The organism is Streptomyces malaysiensis subsp. samsunensis, assembly GCF_024519315.1.
Lineage (GTDB): Bacteria > Actinomycetota > Actinomycetes > Streptomycetales > Streptomycetaceae > Streptomyces > Streptomyces malaysiensis.
In genome coordinates this window covers 35,394-57,112 of the sequence record NZ_JANIIC010000050.1, presented here as the reverse complement: position 1 = coordinate 57,112, position 21,719 = coordinate 35,394, and the positions used below count along the sequence as shown (strand labels likewise).

The window sequence follows — 21,719 nt, the reverse complement described above, 5'->3', positions numbered from 1 at the left end:
CTTCCTGGCGTCATCCAGGGCACCCCCTGCCCTTGGGGCCAGGTCAAGCCGGACGAGCGTAGAGATCACATTCGGTGTGGTCGTTCTGCCGGAACATCAGCCTCAGCGGTGCTCGGTGGCGTCTTCGAGGGGGCGTCCGACATCACGGATCGGCCTGCCCAGCGTCGCCGCGGTGCCTGCCGCGGACCTGAACTCCTGGTTGAGCGCGTGGGCCCGGGCGAGGGCCTTGAGCTGGGCCCGGTTGAAGAGTTCGGCGAAGGCGGGGCCCATCACGGCCTCGGCGAACCGCTTGCCTCGTGGTGCGGCACTGCCCGGGTCGCTCAGCCACGGGAATCGGTCCTGATGGGCGCGGATCGCCACGGCCAGACGCCCGGCCAGTTCGTCGATCGTCGCGTCGTCCGCGTCCTCGGGGAGGGCTTCGAAATCGTCCTCGTAGTCGTCGCGTTCCGAGATGAGCTCGCGCAGATCATCGAGGGCGTCTTCGTCGAACACCTGCGAGAGGACGGTGACCAGGGCATGGCCTCGCTCGCCCAGCTCATCGGCGACGGGACCGAACGGCGGCGGAGTGTCGAGCGGCGCCTGGTGCTCGAGGATGACGGCCAGCTCAGCGCGTATCCGTCGCAGGCGGTCGATGGTGTCCGCCAGTTCGGCGTCCAGGATACGGATGGCCTCGTCGGGTTTTGCCCCCGCTCGTCCCATCGCGCCGATCTGCGCGAGGGAAACACCGAGGTGGCTCATCCGCTTGATCTGAAGCAAACGCACGAGATGAGCCGGCTTGTACTGCTTGTAGCCGTTCGAGGTGCGTGCGGGTTCGTCGAGCAGGCCGATCCGGTGGTAGTAACGCACCGTTTTGACGGTGGTATCGGCGAGATCGGCGAGTTGCCGCGTGCTCCACGCCATGACGTTGGGCCTTTCCGGTCTCGGTGCTGCCCCGGTGAAAATACAACCTATCGGGCTCCCCTTTCCGGGGGCCGCGTCGCTCGCGTGGAGGACGTACGGACCGGGACCGATGCGGCGTGCCCAACGCCGTGATGGGAACGTGTGGTCGGCATCGTGACCGCCTAGAGGCCGTAGGTCTTGCCGATGATGTCTCGCTGGATCTCGCTCGTCCCGCCGTACACCGTGGACACCACGGTCGACCGCAGCAGGGCTTCCATGCCGTATTCCGTGGCGTACCCGTAGCCGCCCATCATCTGCATGCCCTCCAGGGTCACGTGCTTGGCGAGTTCGGTGCACTTGAGCTTCGCCATGGACGCCTCGCGGGCGAACACGCGGCCGGGCTCGGCGTCGATCGCGGCGGCGACGTCGTCCAGGAGCAGTTGGGCACATTCGAGCTCGGTGGCCATGTCCGCGATCCGGTGCTTGAGAGCCTGGAACGAGCCGATCGGGCGGCCGAACTGTTCGCGCTGCCGCACATACGTGAGGGTGTCTTCGAACGCCCGCTGGGCCACGCCCAGCATCATCGCGGCGAGGATCATCCGTTCCAGGTTCAGCCCGGCCATCAGCTGTGTCCACGCACGGTCGGGCACACCGACGACGGCGGAGTCCGCTACGAAGCAGTCGGTGAAGTAGAGGTCGTTGACGTCCCGCCCGCCCATGGTGTCGATACCCCTGATCTGGAGGCCGTCGGCGTCTGCCGGCACCATGAACTGGGTGAGCCCCTCATGTTTCGACTGCCCATGTGCCGTGCGGGCGATCAGCAGGATGTGGTCGGCGAAGTGTGCGTTGGAGCACCAGGTTTTCTGTCCGTTGATAACGTAGCCGCCGTCCACGCGCTCCGCGCGGCAGGAAAGGGCGCCCACGTCCGATCCGGCGCCCGGCTCGGACATCGAGATGGCCTCGACCCGGCCATTGACCACGCCTTCGAGAACGGTGCGCTTCTGCTCCTCGGTGCCGAACTTCTCGTATGCCGCGGCGGCGATGATCGTGGTGCCGAAACCGCTGATGGGAGCCAGTCCGTAGGAGGTCTCCTGAAGGAACAGGCAGAGGTCCGTCATGCCCAGGCCCGCGCCGCCGTACTCCTCCGGGACGGCGATGCCCAGCCAGCCCAGCTCGGCCATCTTCCCGTAGAGCTTTTGATTGTGCTGTTCCTGGCCGTTGGCCGTCAGCTTGTCCCGTTGCTCCTTCGTACCGCACTCGCGGCGGCAGAAGTCGGCTATCGCCTTGGTCAGGTCGCGACGTTCGTCCGACAGGGTTCGGGGCATGATGTGCCTCTCTGCTCGGGCAGGGTCGGTAAGGCGTTCTCAGTCGTCCCGTACGGCGGGGAAGACCGTGTGGACAAGGTGGAGCACGGTGCGTGTGAGCATCACGTGCAGATCGCTGCGGCTGAGGGCGCCGCGCACCAGCCATTCGCGGGAGGCGGCCTTGAGCATGCCGCTGTGGGCGCGGATCATCGCCCGGAGCTTCTGGCGGCCCTCGACGACGTCGGCCATCATCACGGCCTCCAGGACGCGGTCGGTGGCGATCTCGTCGGCCTCGAGCATGATCTGGTCGATCTCCGGGTCGTTGCTGAGCGCCTCCGGGCCGATCGCGGACAGCCACATGTCCCGGTTGCGCTCCACGACTTCGAGCCACCGGTCGACGCAGATCGACACTCGCTCCTCGGCGTTGGTCGGGGGCAGTCGCTCCGAGACGGAGGCCGGGACGACCATCATCTGCCGCACCACCTCCAGATAGAGCTGCCGCTTGCTGCCGAAGTAGTGGTTGACCAGAGCACGGGCCACGCCGGCCTCGGCCGCGATGTCCGAGATGGACACCGCGGTGTAGCTGTTGGTCCCGAAGAGCCTGCGTGCGACGCCGAGGATTTCGGCGCGCCGGGCGTCCGGCTCCATTCGGCGTCGTGGGGCCTGGCGCTGAACACCCATGCGGATAGTCCCTCCGTGGTCGCGGTGTGTCGGACCTATGTGTACATCGACTCGATGGTGTCGGCGTGCAGTTCGGCGATGGCCCGGCGGCGCAGGCTCAGTTTCGGCGTCAGCTCGCCCGTTTCGATGCTCCATGGGCCCGGCAGGACACGGTGCTTCTTCACCTGCTCCGCACGGGACAGCGCCGTGTTCGTCTCCGCGACCAACTGGTCCAGGACCGCGAGTATCTCGGGGTGGTGGGAGAGCTCGCCCAGGTCGGACGTGGTGATTCCGTTCGCCCGCGCCCAGAGCGGGGCCGTCTCCTCGTCCAGTACCAGCAGCGCGGTGACATAGCGGCGCCGGTCACCGATCGCGACGGCATGGGCGATCAGGGGGTGGGCTCGCAGCTGGGACTCGATCCTGGCCGGGGCGATGTTCTTGCCGCCGTCGGTGATGATGATCTCCTTCTTGCGGTCGGTGACCGTGACGATGCCCCGTGAGTCGACCGTCCCGAGGTCGCCGGTGGGCAGCCAGCCCTCCGCGTCGGTCGCGGGCTCGATGCGGCCGTCGGCCCGTAGATAGCCGGGGAAGACGACGGGGCCGCGGACGAGGAGCTCGCCGTCGTGGGCTTCCTTGATCTCGATGCCCGGCGCGGGGCGCCCGACGGAGCCGAGCGCGAACGCCTCGGGCGTGCTGACGGTGGCCGCGCCGGTGGTCTCGCTCAGGCCCCAGACCTCGTACACCGGCAGCCCCACGCCCGCGAGGAACTCCAGGACGCTGGTGGGGATCGGCGCGGCGCCGCTGAAGGCCCGGTGGCAGTCGTCGAGCCCGATGGCGGCCCTGATGGGCCGTAACACCTGCGCGTCGAGCTGCTCCAGCACCTCGGTGAGGTCGGCCGGAATGTCCTTGCCCGCGGAGCGCAGCCGGAACACTTCGAGATAGGCCCTCCTCGCCTGCGTCACGGCCACGGCCTGTTCCTCGGCGAGGGCACTGAGCTTGGCCCGCAAGGCGGTGGCGAGCTTCTCCCATACCCGGGGGACTCCGAAGAAGCCGTGCGGGCGCACCGTGAGCAGGGTGGGCAGGAGCTGCTCGGGCTCCGGGCAGATCGTGACGTGTCCGGCGTGGCAGATCGGCATGTAGATCCCCAGCACCCGCTCGGCGATGTGCGCCATCGGGAGGTACGCGATCGAGCGCGGATGTTCGGGGACGGGGACGAGCTGGTCCTGCATCAGGGACTCGTGGATGACGTTGCGGTGGGAGAGCACCACGCCTTTGGGCGCCCCGGTGGTGCCCGAGGTGTACACCAGGGTCAGCGGCCGGTCGGCGGTCGCGGCGTTGGCGAGCGCCTCGAACGCGGCGTCGTCGGGGGGTATCGCCCCGCGCACGGCCGAGTAGCTGACAAAGCGCGGATCGTCGGCCGGGGCCGCGTCCCAGTCGAGGATGACGATGGCGCGCAGGTGCGGCAGGTCGTCCAGGACCGGCTGCCAGCGGCGCATCTGCTCCGCGCCTTCCAGGACGAGAACGGTGGCCGCGCTGTGCCGGGCCACGGCGCCGATCTGCTCGGTGCTCAGTGTGTCGTACGTACTACAGGGCAGGGCGCCGATGTGGATGGCCGCGAGGTCGACGATCCAGTGCTCCGCTCGCCTGGACATCGCGATGAGCATCCGGTCCTCCGGGCTCAGACCGAGCGCGGTGAGACCGCGGGTGAGGGCGGCGACCTCGGCGCGCAGCTGCGACCAGGACAGGGTTCCCGCGTCCGGACCGAGGCCGGTGGTCAGCGCGGGACGCTCGGCGAACTGCTGGGCGTTGCGGCGCAGCAGCTTGGTGATCGTCAGCTCCTCGATGGACTGCTGGAGTTGCTCTGCTGTGGCCACGGAGGGCTCCCTCCATCGCGAATCGTGAGCGGGCTGCTTGAACGGCCTTAACAGTGAACCGCTCTTGGCGATGTGTCAATAGATTGGTTTCGTGGCGCATCTCTGCCCACCTCGGCTACGTGGCTCAATGGCCATGTGGCGGGCGTTGGACGCAAGGTTCCCACGGCGACGCACTATTGACAAGGTGTCAATAATTGCCTTTACCTGGCTGCGCCGGAGGTGCCGCGCCAGCCGGTGCGCGCGGCCCAAGGCGGCCGGATGGACACGGAAGACGCCTGTCGGCGGAGAGGAAGTGCGAGGACAGTGACCGAAGCATTCATCTACGACGCGATCCGCACCCCGCGTGGCCGGGGCAAAAACGGCTCGCTGCACCACATCAAGCCGGTGTCGCTGGTGACCGGGCTGATCGATGAGCTCGGCCGCCGCCATCCGGACCTGGATCCCGGACGCCTGGACGACGTCGTGCTCGGCGTGGTCTCGCCGGTGGGGGACCAGGGCATGAACATCGCCAAGACCGCGGCGCTGGCGGCCGGGCTACCGGATCACGTGGCGGGGGTCCAGCTCAACCGGTTCTGCGCCTCCGGTCTTGAGGCGGTGAACACGGCCGCGCAGAAGGTCCGTTCCGGCTGGGAGCGGTTGGTCGTCGCCGGCGGTGTGGAATCGATGTCCCGCGTCCCCATGGGCAGCGACGGCGGGCCGATGGCCGCGGACCCGGAGACGGCCTTCGGGACGTACTTCGTGCCGCAGGGCATCGGCGCCGATCTGATCGCGACCATCGAGGGCTTCTCGCGACGGGACGTCGACGCGTACGCGGTGCGGTCTCAGCAACGGGCCGCACTGGCGTGGTCCGGCGGGTATTTCGCGAAGTCCGTGGTTCCGGTCCGGGACCGCAACGGGGTGCCCGTGCTCTCCCAGGACGAGCACATGCGCCCGCAGACGTCGGTGGCGTCGCTCGGGAAGCTGAGGCCGTCGTTCGCCGACATCGGAGAGATGGGCGGCTTCGACGCCGTGGCCTTGCAGAAGTACCACTGGATCGAGCGCGTTCAGCACGTTCACACCCCGGGCAACTCCTCGGGCATCGTGGACGGTGCGGCACTGGTCCTGGTCGGCACGGAGGAGGCGGGCGCCGAGTCCGGGCTGACGCCCCGCGCCCGCGTCGTGGCGAGCGCGGTCAGCGGGGCCGATCCGACGATCATGCTCACCGGTCCCGCCCCGGCGACCCGCAAGGCGCTGGACCTCGCCGGGCTGACGGTGGACGACATCGACCTGTTCGAGATCAACGAAGCCTTCGCCTCGGTGGTCCTCCGGTATGTCAAGGACCTCGACCTGCCCTGGGAGAAGGTCAACGTCAACGGTGGCGCGATCGCCATGGGGCATCCGCTCGGCGCCACCGGGGCCATGCTTGTCGGCACCGTGGTGGACGAGCTCGAGCGCCGTTCCGCACGGCGGGCCGTGGTCAGTCTCTGCGTCGGCGGCGGCATGGGCATCGCCACCGTGCTCGAACGCCTCTGACAACCCTTCCGGGCCCCGCGGGCCGTTCGCGCATGTCTTCCGAAAGGAACGCCGTATCAATGCTGGAGAACAACATGATCCACTGGGAGCGGGGGTCCGACGGCGTCGTCGTACTGACCATGGATGACCCGGACCAGCCGGTCAACACGATGAACCAGACCTACGTCGAGTCGATGGGCGCCACCGTCGCCCGGCTCGAGGCCGAGCGGGACCACATCACCGGCGTCATTCTCACCTCCGCCAAGGAGAGCTTCTTCGCCGGCGGTGACATCGGCTTCATGAGCGAGGCGCGTGTGGAGAACGCCGCGGAGCTCAGCGAGCTGTGCACGCTCCTCAAGGCCCAGCTGCGCCGACTGGAAACGCTCGGCAAACCGCTGGCCGCGGCCATGAACGGTACGGCACTCGGCGGTGGGTACGAGATCGCGCTCGCCTGCCACCGGCGTATCGCCCTGGACACACCGGGCAGCCGCATCGGTCTGCCGGAAGTGACCCTGGGACTGCTGCCCGGAGCCGGCGGGGTCAGCCGGACCGTCCGCCTCCTGGGGCTCCAGGACGCGCTGACGGACGTCCTGCTCCAGGGACAGCGGTACAAGCCCGGGGAGGCGCTGGCCCGGGGGCTGGTGCACGAACTGGCCACGACCCCCGAGGACATGCTGGCCAAGGCCAGGAGGTGGGTCCTGGCCCATCCCGAGTCCGCTCAGCCGTGGGACACCAAGGGCTTCCGGATTCCCGGCGGCGCCCCCTCGCACCCGAAGGTCGCGGCGAGCCTGCCGGCCCTCGCGGCGCACCTGCGCAAGCGGTTGAGGGGCGCGAACGTCCCGGCGCCGCGCAACATCCTCGCCGCGGCCGTCGAGAGTGCCCAGGTCGATCTCGAGGCCGGCCAGAAGATCGAGACGAGCTATCTCGTCGAGCTGATGACCGGCCAGGTCGCGAAGAACATGATGCGGGCCTTCTTCCACGACATGCGGCACATCGACTCCGGCGGTAGCCGCCCGGCCGGATACGCCCGGCACACCGCGCGGAAGGTCGGTGTGCTGGGGGCCGGAATGATGGGGGCGGGGATCGCCTACTCCTGCGCCCGGGGCGGCCTGGAGGTCGTGCTCAAGGACATCTCGGCCGACGCCGCGCGGCGGGGCAGGCGATACTCCGAGAAGCTGCTCGCCAAGGCCATGGCGCGCGGCCGGATGTCCCGGGAGAAGGCCGACGGGATCCTCGCGAGGATCACACCGACCGCCGACCCAGCGGACCTCGCCGACTGCGACCTGGTGATCGAGGCGGTCTTCGAGGACCCGGCGCTCAAGCACCAGGTCTTCGGCGAGATCGAGGATGTGATCGCCCCGGACGCGGTACTGGGATCCAACACCTCCACGCTGCCGATCACCATGCTGGCCGGGGGAGTCAGGCGTCCCGAGGACTTCATCGGCCTGCACTTCTTCTCCCCGGTCGACAAGATGCCCCTGCTGGAGATCATCACCGGTGAGAAGACCGGCGACCACACCGTGGCGAAGGCCGTCGATATCGCGCGGCAGATCGGCAAGACGCCCATCGTGGTCAACGACAGCCGCGGCTTCTTCACCAGCCGGGTGATATCCAAGTTCATCGACGAGGCGGTGGCGATGCTCGGCGAGGGTCTGCACCCCGCCTCGATCGAGCAGGCCGCCTCCCAGGCCGGCTACCCCGCACCGCCGCTCCAGCTGCTGGACGAGCTGACCCTGACCCTGCCCCGCACGATCCGGGAGGAGACCAAGGCCGCGGTGCTGGCCGGGGACGGACAGTGGCACCCGCACGGCTCCGAGGCGGTCGTGGACCGCATGATCGATGAGTTCGGGCGCGGCGGACGCTCCTCGGGCGCCGGCTTCTACACCTACCAGGACGGCAGGCGCACAGGTCTGTGGCCCGGCCTGTACCAGCACTTCACCGTGGTGGGACGCGAGATCCCGTTCGAGGACATGAAGGAGCGGATGCTCTTCGCGGAGGCCCTGGACACCGTCCGGTGCCTCGACGAAGGCGTGCTGCGGTCGGTGCCCGACGCCAACGTCGGCTCGATCCTGGGCATCGGCTTCCCCGCGTGGACCGGCGGCGTCCTTCAGTACATCAACGGCTACCCCGGCGGGCCGTCCGGCTTCGTCGTACGGGCCAGGGAGCTGGCCGACCGGTACGGGGAACGCTTCGACCCGCCCGCTTCCCTGGTGGCCAGGGCCGCGAAGGGCGGAATCTACGAGTGAACGGAGTGCGGTGGCCCGAGCATCGGGACGAGGAACTGCCGGGCCACCGCGCGCATCCGCTCATCGTCGTCGATGTCGATGAGGTGGCTGGGAATGACCAGGAAGGACGCGGTGACGCGGACCATCATCTCGGCCACGAGGTCCACGTCCAGATCGCCGGCGATATTGCCCGCGTGCTGCTCCTGGCGGAGCCGCTGTGCGACGAACTGCCGCACCGCGGCCAGGGTGCGGCCCTCGTCGCCGGTCATGGAGGGCACGACCGCGTCCGGTTCGGTGGCCATGAGGCCGCCGATGAGGGGGTTGTGCCGGATGGCCCGCAAGGAGCTCACGAAACCCAGCACGACCCGGTCGGCCACGGTCTCGGCCTCCTGGATGTCGATGATGAACTGATCGAAGTAGCGCCGGAACTCGCGCCGTACGACGTGCTCGACCAGCACGTCCTTGGACGCGAACCGGCGATAGACGGTGATCCGGGAGACACCTGCCAACCGCGCCACGTCCATCATCGTGGACCGCTTGATCCCCATGCGGCAGAACTGCTTGTACGCGGCGTCGAGCAGACGCACGGAAATGTCGTCGTCCTGGCCGACGCCTTCGACGGCCTCGGTGAACGCGATTTCCAGCACCGACGGGTAGTCGGGCGGCCCCGTGAGGGCCAACGGGACGGGTTCCACGGTTGCCTCCCTGATTCTGTGCTGCCTCTGGTGTTCGCGTCTCCTTTATGCTCCCCTGGGGATACAGAGATGCTCAACGTGTATCAGCGTATCAAGTGGGGCTACAGAGCTACGGGGCTCAAGGAGGAGTTCGGAGCGATGGACGGACTCAGCAGGCGCAAGATGGTGATCGCGGGCGGGGCATTGGGGGTGTTCGGGGCCTTGGGCGTGGCATCGCCGGCCCGCGCGCGGTCGCTGTGGACATGGGAGCCGAGCGGTTCGGTGGCGGGCAAGGGTGCGGGCCTCGACCCGGACTGGGTGTGGGACGAGGAGGTCGACCAGTTGGTCGGCTCCGTGATCGACCGCGGCGATGTGCCCAGGGTCAATGAGCTGCTGCGGACATGGACCCGTAACGATCAGCCGCTGCCGGACGGCCTGCCCGCGGATCTGCGGGAGTTCATGGAGAAGGCGCGCCAACTGCCGTCCTGGGCGGACCGGGACAAGCTCGAGACCGCGGCCAAGTTCAACGAGTCCCGGGGTCTTTACCTCAATCTGCTCAACGGAGTGGGCGGCGGCATGCTGAGCACCGCCATCCCCAGGGAGGCGCGCGCCGTCTACTACTCCAAGGGCGGCGCCGACATGGAGGACCGGGTCGCCAAGACGAGCCTGCTGGGCTTCGCCGTCGGGGATCTGAACGCCTACCGGCCCGACGGAAAGGTCGTCGTGGAGGCGGTGAAGACCCGGCTGGTGCACGCGGCGGTGCGCCATCTGCTGCCGAAGTCCCCGGGCTGGTCCCGGACCAGCGGCGGCCAGAAGATCCCGATCAGCCAGGCGGACATGCTGGTCACCTGGCACAGCCTGCCCACCTACGCCATGCGGAAGCTGCTCGACTGGAAGGTGCCGATGAAGTCCGCAGAGTCGGCGGGGTATCTGCATGTGTGGCAGGTGACCGCGCACATGCTCGGCATCCGGGACGAGTACATCCCCGCCTCATGGGACGCGGCCAACGCCCAGTCCAAACAGGTCCTCGACCCGGTCCTGGCCCGCACGCGCGAAGGCGTCGAACTCACTGACATCCTGCTGGGCCAGCTCGCCGAGCAGACCAGCCCCGGCGGCATCGACCGCCCCCTGGTCAACGCTCTCGCCCGGTATCTGGTCGGCGATCAGGTCGCCGACTGGGACGGCATTCCCCGCGAGCCGTTCTGGGAGAAGGCGATCGAGACCGCCTGGCCGAAGCTGGTCGCCTTCCGCGAGAAGCTGATTCCCCTGCCGCTGGTGCCGCCGCTCGCCTGGACGATCGACGAGGCGGCGCGTCAGTACATCCTGTTCTACCTCACCAAGGGACGCGGCACCCGGATCGAGATCCCCGAGACCAACCGCCCCGGCTGAGGCGGCGGCGCGGCGGCGCGTATGCGGGAACGCGTCATCCGTCTCTCTCACATCACGATCTCTCACATCACCCGTGCTCATAGACCGGACTCGAGGAGGAGTTCAGAGCCATGGACGAACTCAGCAGGCGCAGGATGCTGATCACCGGAGGGGCGCTGGGGGCGCTCGGGTTACTGGGAGCGGCGTCACCGGCCCAGGCGCGGTCCCTGTGGACGTGGGCACCGAGCGGTTCGGTGGCGGGAGCGGGAGCGGGACTCGATCCCGACTGGGTGTGGGACGAGGAAGCCGACCCGGTGCTCGCCGCCGTTATCGACCGTGGAGACGTGCCCAGGGTCAACGAACTGCTGCGGCAGTGGACCCGCAATGACCAGCCGCTGCCGGACGGCCTTCCCCGGGATCTGCGGGACTTCATGGAGAAGGCGCGCCAACTGCCGTCCTGGACGGACAAGCGCAAGCTGGAAGCCGCGGCGCGGTTCACCACGAAGAAGGGAATCTACACCGGTGCCCTGTACGGGCTGGGCAGCGGTCTGATGAGCACCGCCATCCCCAGGGAAGCCCGAGCCGTGTACTACTCCAAGGGCGGCGCGGACATGAAGGACCGTATCGCCAAGACCGCCCAGCTCGGGTACGACATCGGAGCCCTGGACGCCTACCAGCCCCAGGGCTCGATGGTGGTGACCACGGTGAAGACCCGGCTGGTGCACGCGGCGGTGCGTCATCTGCTGCCGAAGTCCCCGGGCTGGTCCCGGACCAGCGGCGGCCAGAAGATCCCGATCAGCCAGGCGGACGTGATGGTCACCTGGCACAGCCTGGCAACATTTGTCATGCGCAAGCTAAAAGACTGGAGGGTCCCGGTCTCCTCCGCCGAGTCCGACGGTTATCTGCACGTGTGGCAGGTGACCGCGCATATGCTCGGCGTCCTGGACGAGTACATCCCCGCCTCCTGGGACGAGGCCAACGCCCAGTCCAAGCAGGTGCTCGATCCGATCCTGGCTAGTACCCCGGAAGGCGCCGAGCTGACCGACGTTCTCCTGGACATCGTCGCGGAACTCGACGCCGGGCTCACCCGGCCCCTGATCAACGCGTTCTCCAGGTATACGGTCGGCGACCGGGTCGGCGACTGTATCGGACTGGACAAGGAGCCGTTCTGGCAGCCGCTGATCAGCGCCGCCTGGCCCCTGCTGGTGGCCTTCCGCGAGGGGCTGATCCCGCTGCCCCTGGTCCCGGAGGCCGCCTGGACCGTGGAGGAGGCCATCCGCAGGTTCGTCCTGCTCTTCCTGGCGGAGGGGAGGCGCATCGAACTCACCATTCCCGACACCAACCGCCCGTCCTGAGCCCGCACCGATGACCGACCTGCCGGAACGCGGGGTCATGTCGCCGCCGACAGAGCCTTGCGCCGAGGCACACAGGTCCCGACCATGGCTTCCGCACCGTCAGATGGCCGCCGACACCTCAGCACCGCCCGGGTCCGAGCCGGGACGGACGGCTGATGAGAGAGCGCAGGAATGGGATGACGAGACGAGCCCTCGAGAACACCGGGCCGGAGCCCGACGGGCCCGCCCTCGGCAGACGCCGGTTCCTCGGCTATGTGCTGGCGGCCCCGACCCTGCTGGCCGCCGCCGAACTGGCCCCCGCGGCGGAGGCCGCGGCCGACATCCCTTCACCCGAGATCACGGAACTGGTCGATCTCAACGATGTGATGACCGCGGCGGCGCTGCCCACCTCCGGCCTGATCACGGTTCAGGTCCACAAGGACGGCACCGTGTCCTTCGCGCTGCCGCGGGCGGAGGTGGGGCAGGGCATCACCACATCGACGGCCATGCTGATCGCCGAGGAAATGGACGTACCCCTGGAACAGGTACGGGTCACACTGGCCGACGCCCGGCCGGAGCTGGTGTTCAACCAGCTCACCGGTGGCTCGAACACGACCATCTCGACCTACACTCCCATCCGGGTCGCCGCCGCCATCGCTCGCGCACGGCTGTTGGGGGCCGCGGCGACCGAACTCGGCGCGGCCGTCACCGACCTCACCCTCGAAGCCGGAGTCGTCACCGGTCCCACGGGCCGGAGCCTGGGCATCGGCGCACTGGCCGAGAAGAGCGCGAGCGTACGGACGCGGCAGGTCGCCGTTGAACTCAAACCGCGCGAACGGTTCACCGTCATCGGCAGACCGCACGGTCGCGTCGACGCCCTCGACGCGGTCACCGGGCGCAAGAAGTTCGCGATGGACCTCGATGTCCCGGATGCCATGCCGACCATGGTGTGCCGCCCGCCGACGATCAACGGCAAGGTCGGATCGGTGGCCAACGCCGACGATGTCCGTGCCATGCCGGGAGTCACCGATGTCGCCGTGATCTCGACCGGAGTGGCGGTACGCGCCCGGACCTTCGGCCAGTGCATCGACGCCGTACGCGCCCTGCGTGTGTCGTGGCGGCCGGGGAGCGCGGCAGGCAAGTCCGACGCGTCCGTACTCGAAGAGCTGCGGGCCGCCGAACCGCCGCTCGGTCCGCCGCCGCTCACGCCGAGTGTGGAAGCCACGTTCACCTTCAATTTCCGTAGCAACAGCGCACTGGAACCGAACTGCGCGATAGCCGACGTACGGCCGCACCGCGCCGAGATCTGGTCGAGCCTCAAAGCGCCGATCGTGGCGAAAGAGGCGATCGCCGCCAAGCTGGGGCTGCCGCTCGGCGCGGTCACCGTACATGTCACCGAAGGCGGCGGCTCCTTCGGACGCAAACTCTTCTTCGACGCCGCGCTGGAAGCCGTCGAGATCTCCCGGAAGATCGGCAAACCGGTCAAGCTCATGTGGCACCGCGCCGACGACTCCCGTCAGGGACGCACCCACCCCATGGCCACCTCCCGCGTACGCATCGCCTACCTCGGCAACACCGTTCTCAGCTATGAGCAACGGCACACCAGCGTGGCCACCGACCTCAGCCACGGCCTCGGGGAGATCTTCACCGCCTTGGCCGCGAAACTTCCGGTGGGCGACATCGGGTTCTCCGAGACGTTCTTCCAGCTCTCCCAGTCGATGCCCTACGACTTCGGCGCCAACAGCCGGCTTCTGAACGAAACCGACAAGGGCTTCAACACCGGCAGTATGCGCAACGTCTACTCACCCGATGTCACCTGCGCCCGGGAGCTCCTCGTCGACCGATTGGCCTCGGAGATGGGTAAGGACCCGTTCCGGTTCCGGCGTGACTTCCTCCGGGGCGACCGGTCCGTGGCGGTGCTGGAGAAAGTCGCCGAGGCGGGGAACTGGGGTCGGCCGATGCCGGCCGACATGGCGCAGGGCATCGCGTTCCACTCCGAATACCACGCCGTCAGCGCGGTGCTGGTGGAGATCGACTGCCGCCCCGAGACCGTCAACCGCCCCATCCGCAACGGGGTGGCCGGACCACGGATCACCAAGGCCGTCATCGCCGTGGACGTCGGCCTCGCCGTCAACCCGCGCGGTCTGGAGGCACAGATGATGGGCTGTGTCATGGACGGCATCGCCCTGGCCCTGACCTCCAGCCTGCACCTGCGCGACGGGTACTTCCTGGAAGCCAGCTGGGACAACTACTTCTACACCCGGCAGTGGAACACACCACCCGAGCTGGAGATCATCGTCATGCCGACCACCACGGGGAAACCCGGCGGTGCCGGAGAACTGGGCGTCGCCGCGTCCATGGCGGCGGTCGCCTGTGCCTACGGCCGCGCCACCGGCGCCATGCCCACCAGCTTCCCGATCAACCACGGCACGCTCTCCTTCGAACCGAAACCCACCGTCCCGCCCATCCCGGAATCACCCACCGACGGCCTGGACCACGTCCGCTGACACCCTGGAGAACCCGTGCCCGAGCACACTTTCCGCCTCAACGGCCGACAGGTGGCCGTCGACGTCGCCGACGACGTACGCCTCCTGTGGGTGCTGCGCGACATCCTGGGCGTCACCGGTCCCAAGTACGGCTGCGGCATCAACGTCTGCAAAGCCTGCACCAGCCATCTCAACGGCAAGGCCGTCAACCCCTGCGCGGTCCCCATCAAGAATCTCGGCCCGACCGACGAGGTCACCACGATCGAGGGCCTGCCGGCCACCGTGGGCGCGGATCTGCATCCGATGCAGCAAGCCTGGATCGACCAGGACGTGGCCCAGTGCGGCTACTGCCAGCCCGGCCAGATCATGGCCGCGGTCGCGTTGGTCCACCGGGCCGCCGAGGAGGGCCGCGAGATCACGGACTCCGACCTCGACGGCATCCGCAATATCTGCCGCTGCGGCACGTACTTCCGGATCCGCGCGGCGATCAAGGCCGGAGCCGAGAAGATGTGAGGAAACAACCTCTCCTCACACGTCAGTCGGCCGGCTTCTGGACAGGGGTCGGCTTGGCGGTGAGCAGTGCGGTGATCTCCTGGGCGAGCTCCGGGCCGAGTTCGCCCCAGCCGTCCTTGTAGCCGTAGACGCTGGCCAAGGTGCGGGCGTCGTAGTCGCCGTTCATGATCTCGATGTCGTTGGTGGTGATGAGCGCCGGATGGGCGACGCCGACGGCTCCCGAGACCTTCAGCAGCTCCTTACGCAGGGTGCGCAGATAGACAGCGGCCCGGGTGGCCTTCGAGGGCGCGTCGATACCGCGCCCCAGCCACGGGTCCTGGGTGGCGATGCCGGTGGGGCACTTGTCGGTGTGGCATTTCTGCGCCTGGATGCAGCCGATGGACAGCATCGCCTCGCGGGCGACGTTGATCATGTCGACACCCAGGGCGAAGGCGGTGGCGGCGTTCTCGGGCAGGCCCAGCTTGCCCGAGCCGATGAAGGTGAGGTCGTCGGTCAGACCCCGCTCGGCGAATGTGCCGTAGACGCGGGAGAAGCCCATCCGGAACGGCAGCGACACCGAGTCGGTGAAGATCAGGGGAGCCGCCCCGGTGCCGCCCTCGCCCCCGTCGATGGTCACGAAGTCGACCCCGCGATCACCACGCGCCATCAGCGTGGCCAGCTCCTGCCAGAAGCTCATCTCCCCCACGGCGCTCTTGATCCCGACCGGCAGACCGGTCTCGGTGGCGAGCAGCTCCACGAAGTCGAGCATCGAATCGACGTCGTGGAACGCGGTGTGCCGGGAGGGGGAGGCACAGTCCTTGCCGGCCGGGATGCCGCGGATCTCCGCGATCTCGGGGGTCACCTTCGCGCCCGGCAGCATCCCGCCGAGCCCCGGTTTGGCGCCCTGGGAGAGCTTGATCTCTATCGCCTTGACCGGGGCGCCGGCGACCACGTCCTTGAGCTTGTCGAGGTTGAAGGTGCCGTCCTCGTCGCGGCAGCCGAAGTACGACGTCCCGATCTGGAGGACGAGGTCACCGCCGTTGCGGTGGTACGGCGAGAGGCCGCCCTCGCCCGTGTTCTGCATCGCGCCGGCCAGCGCCGCGCCCTTGTTGAGCGCCGTGATGGCCGCGCCGGACAGCGAGCCGAAGCTCATCGCCGAGATGTTCACGACGCTCGCCGGCCGGAACGCCTTGGCGCGCCCGCGCGGGCCGCCCAGCACCTTGGCCGAGGGCAGCGGGGCCTGCGGGTCGTGCAGATCGGGCAGCGTGCCGGCGAACGTGCGCTGCTTCACATACGCGTGCCCCTGCACATGCTCGACATCCACGTCGGTTCCGAACCCGAAGTAGTTGTTCTCTTCCTTCGCCGACGCATAGATCCAGGTGCGCTGGTCACGGCTGAACGGGCGCTCTTCCTCGTTGGAGGTCACGACGTACTGCCGCAGCTCCGGCCCGATCGTCTCCAGCAGGTACCGGGCGTGCCCGATCACGGGGAAGTTTCTGAGCAGTGCGTGCTTCTTCTGGACGAGATCGCGGGCAGCCACCAGCGCCAATGCTGTCGCCGCCGCCGCGCCGATGCTCCGAGCGCGCATGAACGTTCCTCTCCTCGACTGCTCGATACCCGACTCCATCGCTGTGCGGCGGACGTCGCGGGCGTTGGGCGGCGGACACGGCCAGGCAGGCATCGGCCTCCGACGCCGAAACGCCACACGCGATGGTAGAGGTCGCGCGGGTGGGCGAACGGGGCAGGGTGTGTGAGTCCCGGTGACGGCCGGTGTCACGACGAGGTGAGGCCGGGCGAGAGGATGCTGTCAGATCGCCCACGTTGTCCTGCGGGGGTGGCCCCTAGCGCAACGCCTGCGCTCCTATGACGGACAGCAACCGCAACTTCTCGTAGCTCTCACTGCCGGGAATGGCGGTGTAGACGATCAGGAGCTGCGACTGGTCCGGATCGAGCAGCGTCTGGCAGGTCAGCTCCAAAGCGCCGACCTCGGGGTGGACGAAATGTTTCACCTCGTTCGGCCGGATGCCGACCTCATGGTCGTTCCACACCCGACGGAACTCCTCGCTCTGAGCGAGCAGCAGCTCGGCGTAGTGGGCCGCGCGGGAACCCGGACCCCGCAGGGTGGCCACCCCGCGCAGGCCCGAGACGAACATGCGGGTGAGGAACGGATGGTCGTCGGGGGCGTAGAGCCGTCGCGCGGCGGGGTCGGTGAACCAGCGGTAGCCGAGGCTGCGGGACGGGCCGCTGTAGACGGTCAGATCGCCGGTGAGCGCGATGCCGAGCGGCGTCTGCCGCAGCGTCTCGCCGAGCTCGGTGACGATCTCCGCGGGTGTGTCGTGCAGGCGGTCGAGGATGCGCAGCAGGCCGGGACCGATGTGCTCGCTGTCCGCGCCCCGCGGGGGCGGGGTCTGTCCGGCGAGCCGGAACAGGTGGTCGCGCTCATCGAGGGAGAGGTGGAGTCCTTGCGCGATGGAGGCGATCATCTGCTCGGACGGCTGGGGTCCGCGCTCCCGCTCGAGCCGCGCGTAGTAGTCGGTCGACATATGGCACAGCGCGGCCACCTCCTCCCGCCGCAGCCCGCTTGTCCTGCGGCGTGGTCCGCGCGGGAGGCCGACGTCCTCGGGTTGCAGCGACTCCCTGCGGCGCCGAAGGAATTCCGCCAGTCCGGTCCGATCGATCACCATGCGGCCTCCGTCACCGTGCGTGCCTCCTCAGGCGCTCATTTCTACCGTCCGCGCGTCTCGACATCCACGGATCGTCAATCCCCCCTTCACCAGTTGCCGCCGCCACGGCGCCATCCGAACCTCGGTGACGTACCCACGCGCGAAGGAAGCGGGGGCATGACTGATCCCACCGGGACCCGCCGGAGCCCGGACTTCCTGATCAGTGGATCGAGCGGCCCTGAACAGCGCCGCCGTCTTCCACGACGGTGGGGGCAACGACACAACCCAGGAGTGAGCACATGCCACGCAACCCCATCGACATCACCGTCCCCGACCTGTCCGGCAGGCTCGCCGTCGTCACCGGAGCGAGCGACGGCATCGGGCTCGGCCTCGCCACGAGGCTCGCCGCGGCCGGGGCCGAAGTGCTCCTGCCCGTTCGCAACCCGAGCAAGGGCGAGGCCGCGCTCACCACGATCCGCCGGACGGCCCCCCACGCGAACGTGTCGCTCCGCGAGCTCGACCTGTCCTCCCTCGCCTCCGCCGCGGCCCTCGGCAAGACCCTGCGGGAGGAGGGCCGGCCGATCCACATCCTCATCAACAACGCCGGTGTCATGACCCCGCCCGACCGGCAGACGACCGCCGACGGGTTCGAGCTTCAATTCGGCACCAACCACCTCGGCCATTTCGCCCTGGTGGCCCATCTGCTGCCGCTGCTGCGGGCCGGCCACGCCCGTGTGACCTCACAGATCAGCGTCGCGGCGAATCAGGGCGCCATCAACTGGGACGACCTGAACTGGGAACGCTCCTACGACGGCATGAAAGCCTATAGCCAGTCGAAGACCGCGTTCGGGCTCTTCGGCCTCGAACTCGACCGGCGTGGTCAGGCGAATGGCTGGGGCATCACGAGCAACCTCTCCCATCCCGGGGTCGCCCCGACGAACCTGCTCGCCGCCCGCCCCGAGGTCGGACGCGACCGGGACACCCGGAGCGTGCGCATGATCCGGACCCTGTCCGCCCGCGGCATCCTCGTCGGGACGGTCCACACCGCGCAGCTTCCCGCCCTGTACGCCGCCACCGCGCCCGACGCCGAGCGTGGCGGGTTCTATGGGCCGCGCGGACTCGGGCACGCGGGCGGCCCTCCCGGAGAGCAGAAGCTCTACTCGCGCCTTCGCGGCACCGAGGAGGCCCAGCGCGTCTGGCGGGTCTCCGAAGAGCTCACGGAGGTTTCCTTCCCCGACAGCTGAGCCGCCGCTGCTCCCGCCGCCGTGGCCGGGAATTCCCCGGAACTCGGGACCACTTCGGCCCGACTACCTGAAAGACACCTTTCAGCCCGAGGAATACCTTCCGCACGCAGGGAGCCCGCATGCCAATGAACCGGCCGGCCACCACCGCTCTGGCCGCAGCCCTCTGTCTGCTCACGGCGGCATGCGGCGGTTCCTCCGACGACGGCAGGGCGAGCACACGGGCGACCGGGGCCTCGAAGGCCGGATATCCGGTGACCCTGGACAACTGCGGCCGGAGCGAGACCTTCAAGAAGGACCCCGGCCGGGTCGTCGTCATGAACGGCGCCTCGGTCGCCGAGGTCTCCACCCTCCTCGCTCTCGGCCTCCAGGACAAGATCGTCGCCAATCAGCAGACCTACGGCAGGTCCGAGGTCGCCGGCCGGGCCGCCGCCATCAAGGCCCTGCCCACCGGCGACGTCGAGCTCAACGAGGGCTACGACATCCCCCGCGAGGCCATGTTCGGTCTGCGTCCCGACCTCGTCCTGTCCGTCACCACATACGGCTTCGACCAGAAGAACGGGTTCGCCACCCGCGATCAGCTGAAGCAGGTGGGAGCCAACAGCTACGTCTCCCCGCAGGGCTGCGACGACGACCCCTCCAAGATGACCGTCGCCGACAGCTACCGGCTGCTGCGCGATATGGGAAAGATCTTCAACGTCGGTGACAAGGCCGAGAAGCTCATCGCCGAATCCGAGAAGAACATCGCGGCGGTCTCCGAAAAGGTCAAGGGGAAGAAGCGCCCGAAGGTCATGGTGCTCTTCTCCAACATGTCCATGGGCAGCAACGACTTCAGCTCGGTCTTCAGCAACGGCATCGCCAACGACATCCTCGCCAAAGCCGGCGGCGCCAACGCCTTCGCGAACGCCTCCAAGACCCTCTTCGCCGATCTGAGCAAGGAGAAGGTGGCCGCCACCGACGTCGACGCCCTCGTCGTCATCAGCTACAACGACCCCAATCCGGCGGCGTACGCCAAGAAGCTGCTCAAGGAGTTCCCCCAGTGGTCAGCCGCCAAGAACAACAAGTACGTCGTCCTGTCGGACTCGATGTACCTCGGCCCGAGCAACGACCTGGCCGTGGAAAGGATCGCCAAGCTGCTGCACCCCGAGGCGTTCTGACCCGGCTCAGGGCTCCGCTGGCGTTCACGCTCCTGCCCGTCGCGCTGATCGTCACCATGATGGTGGGGATCAGTATCGGCGCGGTCAACGTTCCGCTCGGCGATGTGTGGAGGATCGTCCTCCACCACGTCACCGGCGCGGGGGAGGCGCACTCCGACCCCGCGCTGGACCAGATCGTCTGGAACTTCCGCACCCCGCGGGTGGTCCTGGCGGCCGTGGTCGGCGCGGGCCTCGGAGTGTCCGGCGCCGTGCTGCAAACCGTGGTGTCCAACCCGCTGGCCGACCCCATCGTGCTGGGTTTCTCCTACGGCGCCACGCTCGGCGCGGTGCTGGTCATCACCCTGGGCGGCGGCGCCGCGCTGGCCGGGCTCGGGGTGTCGGCGGCCGCCTTCCTCGGCGCCATCGCCGCCGGTGTGCTGGTCTTCGCCCTCGGACAACGGAGGGGACGCCTGGCGCCGACCCGGCTGGTGCTGGCCGGAGTCGCCGTCGGCTACGTCTTCCTCTCGGCCACGAGCTATGTGCAACTCCAGGCGACACCGGCCGAGTTGCGGACAGTCATGTTCTGGATGCTGGGCAGCGTCACCGGCGCCCAGTGGAGCCAACTCCCCACCGTCACCGCGGTGGTGCTCGTCACCACCACGCTGCTCACTCTCTTCGGCCGGCGGCTCAACGCCCTGCTGGCCGGTGACGAGTCCGCCACCGCGCTCGGCGTCGACGTCAACCGGCTGCGCGCGGTACTCCTGGTGCTCACCGCACTGCTGACGGGAACCGTCATCGCCGTCGCCGGCAGCATCGGCTTCGTCGGCCTGATGATCCCGCATCTGGTGCGCCTGACCACCGGCGCCGACCACCGCCGGCTGCTCCCGCTGACCGCCCTGCTGGGCGCCGTCTACCTGGTCCTCGTCGACCTGCTCTCCCGCACCCTCAACCGCCCCAACGAAATCCCCCTGGGCATCCTCACCGCTCTGCTCGGAGCTCCCTTCTTCCTGTGGCTGCTGCGCCGCAACAAGGGCTTGGACTAGACGCATGAAACTCACCGTCGACCGGCTGCACGTCACGCTCGACCGCAACCCGATCCTCCGCGATGTCAGCCTTCAGGCCCGCAAGGGCGACATCGTCGGTCTCGTCGGCCCCAACGGCAGCGGCAAGTCCACCCTGCTGCGCACCGTCTACCGCTCACTGCGGCCGGCGGACGGTGTGGTCAGGGTGGGGGAGGACGACGTATGGGCCCTGTCCCCGCGCACCGCGGCCCGTCGCACCGCCGCCGTCCTCCAGGACGGCGGCGGCAACACCACCGGACTGACCGTCACCGAGATCGTCGCTCTCGGCCGCGCCCCCCACCACGGTCTGCTGGGACGCGACGGAGCCGAGGACCACCGGGCCGTGGCCGACGCCGTCGACCGCTGCGGCGTACGAGCGCTCGCGGACCGGGACTACGCCTCCCTGTCCGGGGGAGAACGCCAACGCGTCCTGCTGGCCCGCGCATTGGCCCAGAGCCCCCAGCTCCTCGTGCTGGACGAACTCACCAACCACCTCGACATCCGCGCCCGCTTCGAACTGCTGGACCTCATCCGCACCACCGGCATCACCACGCTGGCGGTCCTGCACGACCTCGACCTGGCCGCCCGGCTCTGCGACCACCTGGTCGTCCTGCACGAGGGAACCGTGGTGGCGGCGGGACCGGTCCTGGACGTACTGATCCCGCGGATACTCGGCGACGTCTTCGGCGTCCGCGCACGCACGGAACGGCATGCCGACGGCGTCATCCGCATCACATACGCCGCCGATGCCCTAGCCGACGGAGAGACTACGGCGGACGGCCCCCCGGAGCACCGAGACGGCCGTCCGCCGACTGGGACATGAGAGCAGTC

The 21,719-nt window shown here is 68.7% G+C and carries 17 protein-coding genes; 10 read left to right on the top strand and 7 right to left on the bottom strand.

Annotated features, from left to right (window positions below):
* Positions 1-102: 102 nt before the first annotated feature.
* The 4 genes from NQU54_RS34055 to NQU54_RS34040 form a co-directional block, all read right to left on the bottom strand.
* A complete protein-coding gene (locus tag NQU54_RS34055; protein WP_257634406.1) occupies positions 103-900 on the bottom strand; it encodes a MerR family transcriptional regulator in 798 nt (265 codons plus the stop codon).
* A 161-nt stretch (positions 901-1,061) separates the two neighbouring features.
* Positions 1,062-2,204, bottom strand: a complete 1,143-nt coding sequence (locus NQU54_RS34050) for an acyl-CoA dehydrogenase family protein (RefSeq protein ID WP_257634405.1) — start codon at positions 2,202-2,204, stop codon at positions 1,062-1,064.
* A gap of 39 nt (positions 2,205-2,243) precedes the next feature.
* Complete coding sequence (locus NQU54_RS34045) at positions 2,244-2,864, bottom strand: TetR/AcrR family transcriptional regulator (protein WP_257634404.1); 621 nt, start codon at positions 2,862-2,864, stop codon at positions 2,244-2,246.
* Positions 2,865-2,899: 35 nt separating this feature from the next.
* A complete protein-coding gene (locus tag NQU54_RS34040; protein WP_257634403.1) occupies positions 2,900-4,717 on the bottom strand; it encodes an AMP-dependent synthetase/ligase in 1,818 nt (605 codons plus the stop codon).
* 258 nt (positions 4,718-4,975) lie between these two features.
* Between NQU54_RS34040 and NQU54_RS34035 the strand changes: the two genes are divergently transcribed.
* Complete coding sequence (locus NQU54_RS34035) at positions 4,976-6,229, top strand: acetyl-CoA C-acetyltransferase (protein WP_257634402.1); 1,254 nt, start codon at positions 4,976-4,978, stop codon at positions 6,227-6,229.
* Between the two features lie 59 nt (positions 6,230-6,288).
* The gene (locus NQU54_RS34030) at positions 6,289-8,454 is read left to right on the top strand and encodes a 3-hydroxyacyl-CoA dehydrogenase NAD-binding domain-containing protein (RefSeq protein ID WP_306279343.1); all 2,166 of its coding nucleotides are present in this window, start codon (positions 6,289-6,291) and stop codon (positions 8,452-8,454) included.
* Here the strand turns inward: NQU54_RS34030 and NQU54_RS34025 are convergent.
* A complete protein-coding gene (locus tag NQU54_RS34025) occupies positions 8,445-9,128 on the bottom strand; it encodes a TetR/AcrR family transcriptional regulator (RefSeq protein ID WP_257634401.1) in 684 nt (227 codons plus the stop codon). The genes NQU54_RS34030 and NQU54_RS34025 overlap by 10 nt on opposite strands.
* A gap of 138 nt (positions 9,129-9,266) precedes the next feature.
* Here NQU54_RS34025 and NQU54_RS34020 point away from each other — a divergent pair, with 138 nt between their 5' ends.
* The 4 genes from NQU54_RS34020 to NQU54_RS34005 all read left to right on the top strand — a co-directional run bounded on the left by NQU54_RS34020 (position 9,267) and on the right by NQU54_RS34005 (position 14,808).
* Positions 9,267-10,496: an oxygenase MpaB family protein gene (locus NQU54_RS34020; protein WP_372506133.1), complete on the top strand. Its 1,230-nt coding sequence runs from the start codon at positions 9,267-9,269 to the stop codon at positions 10,494-10,496.
* Positions 10,497-10,606: 110 nt separating this feature from the next.
* Positions 10,607-11,830, top strand: a complete 1,224-nt coding sequence (locus tag NQU54_RS34015; protein WP_257634399.1) for an oxygenase MpaB family protein — start codon at positions 10,607-10,609, stop codon at positions 11,828-11,830.
* 176 nt (positions 11,831-12,006) lie between these two features.
* Positions 12,007-14,316, top strand: a complete 2,310-nt coding sequence (locus tag NQU54_RS34010; RefSeq protein ID WP_257634398.1) for a molybdopterin cofactor-binding domain-containing protein — start codon at positions 12,007-12,009, stop codon at positions 14,314-14,316.
* Positions 14,317-14,331: 15 nt separating this feature from the next.
* The gene (locus NQU54_RS34005; RefSeq protein WP_257634397.1) at positions 14,332-14,808 is read left to right on the top strand and encodes a (2Fe-2S)-binding protein; all 477 of its coding nucleotides are present in this window, start codon (positions 14,332-14,334) and stop codon (positions 14,806-14,808) included.
* Between the two features lie 22 nt (positions 14,809-14,830).
* Here NQU54_RS34005 and NQU54_RS34000 read toward each other — a convergent pair whose 3' ends face one another.
* Complete coding sequence (locus NQU54_RS34000) at positions 14,831-16,375, bottom strand: FMN-binding glutamate synthase family protein (RefSeq protein ID WP_257634396.1); 1,545 nt, start codon at positions 16,373-16,375, stop codon at positions 14,831-14,833.
* 253 nt (positions 16,376-16,628) lie between these two features.
* On the bottom strand, positions 16,629-17,471 hold the full coding sequence (locus NQU54_RS33995; protein ID WP_257634395.1) for a helix-turn-helix transcriptional regulator: 843 nt from the start codon (positions 17,469-17,471) through the stop codon (positions 16,629-16,631).
* A gap of 278 nt (positions 17,472-17,749) precedes the next feature.
* On the opposite strand from NQU54_RS33995, the gene NQU54_RS33990 reads away from it, so the two are divergent.
* The 4 genes from NQU54_RS33990 to NQU54_RS33975 all read left to right on the top strand — a co-directional run bounded on the left by NQU54_RS33990 (position 17,750) and on the right by NQU54_RS33975 (position 21,711).
* A complete protein-coding gene (locus NQU54_RS33990) occupies positions 17,750-18,694 on the top strand; it encodes an SDR family oxidoreductase (protein WP_257634394.1) in 945 nt (314 codons plus the stop codon).
* A gap of 119 nt (positions 18,695-18,813) precedes the next feature.
* Positions 18,814-19,848, top strand: coding sequence for an ABC transporter substrate-binding protein (locus NQU54_RS33985; protein WP_257634393.1), 1,035 nt, complete (start codon positions 18,814-18,816; stop codon positions 19,846-19,848).
* Positions 19,849-19,904: 56 nt separating this feature from the next.
* On the top strand, positions 19,905-20,870 hold the full coding sequence (locus NQU54_RS33980; RefSeq protein WP_257634392.1) for a FecCD family ABC transporter permease: 966 nt from the start codon (positions 19,905-19,907) through the stop codon (positions 20,868-20,870).
* Positions 20,871-20,874: 4 nt separating this feature from the next.
* Positions 20,875-21,711: an ABC transporter ATP-binding protein gene (locus NQU54_RS33975; protein WP_257634391.1), complete on the top strand. Its 837-nt coding sequence runs from the start codon at positions 20,875-20,877 to the stop codon at positions 21,709-21,711.
* The last annotated feature ends 8 nt before the right edge of the window (positions 21,712-21,719 follow it).

Excerpts from the sequence above, each read along its gene's own strand:
- NQU54_RS34045 (WP_257634404.1), bottom strand. The coding sequence starts at position 2,864 with ATGGGTGTTCAGCGCCAGGCCCCACGACGCCGAATGGAGCCGGACGCC.
- NQU54_RS33980 (WP_257634392.1), top strand. The coding sequence starts at position 19,905 with ATGATGGTGGGGATCAGTATCGGCGCGGTCAACGTTCCGCTCGGCGAT.
- NQU54_RS34015 (WP_257634399.1), top strand. The coding sequence starts at position 10,607 with ATGGACGAACTCAGCAGGCGCAGGATGCTGATCACCGGAGGGGCGCTG.
- NQU54_RS33985 (WP_257634393.1), top strand. The coding sequence starts at position 18,814 with ATGCCAATGAACCGGCCGGCCACCACCGCTCTGGCCGCAGCCCTCTGT.
- NQU54_RS34035 (WP_257634402.1), top strand. The coding sequence starts at position 4,976 with ATGGACACGGAAGACGCCTGTCGGCGGAGAGGAAGTGCGAGGACAGTG.
- NQU54_RS34010 (WP_257634398.1), top strand. The coding sequence starts at position 12,007 with ATGACGAGACGAGCCCTCGAGAACACCGGGCCGGAGCCCGACGGGCCC.
- NQU54_RS34055 (WP_257634406.1), bottom strand. The coding sequence starts at position 900 with ATGGCGTGGAGCACGCGGCAACTCGCCGATCTCGCCGATACCACCGTC.
- NQU54_RS33975 (WP_257634391.1), top strand. The coding sequence starts at position 20,875 with ATGAAACTCACCGTCGACCGGCTGCACGTCACGCTCGACCGCAACCCG.
- NQU54_RS34000 (WP_257634396.1), bottom strand. The coding sequence starts at position 16,375 with ATGCGCGCTCGGAGCATCGGCGCGGCGGCGGCGACAGCATTGGCGCTG.
- NQU54_RS34020 (WP_372506133.1), top strand. The coding sequence starts at position 9,267 with ATGGACGGACTCAGCAGGCGCAAGATGGTGATCGCGGGCGGGGCATTG.
- NQU54_RS34050 (WP_257634405.1), bottom strand. The coding sequence starts at position 2,204 with ATGCCCCGAACCCTGTCGGACGAACGTCGCGACCTGACCAAGGCGATA.
- NQU54_RS33990 (WP_257634394.1), top strand. The coding sequence starts at position 17,750 with ATGCCACGCAACCCCATCGACATCACCGTCCCCGACCTGTCCGGCAGG.
- NQU54_RS34030 (WP_306279343.1), top strand. The coding sequence starts at position 6,289 with ATGCTGGAGAACAACATGATCCACTGGGAGCGGGGGTCCGACGGCGTC.
- NQU54_RS33995 (WP_257634395.1), bottom strand. The coding sequence starts at position 17,471 with ATGGTGATCGATCGGACCGGACTGGCGGAATTCCTTCGGCGCCGCAGG.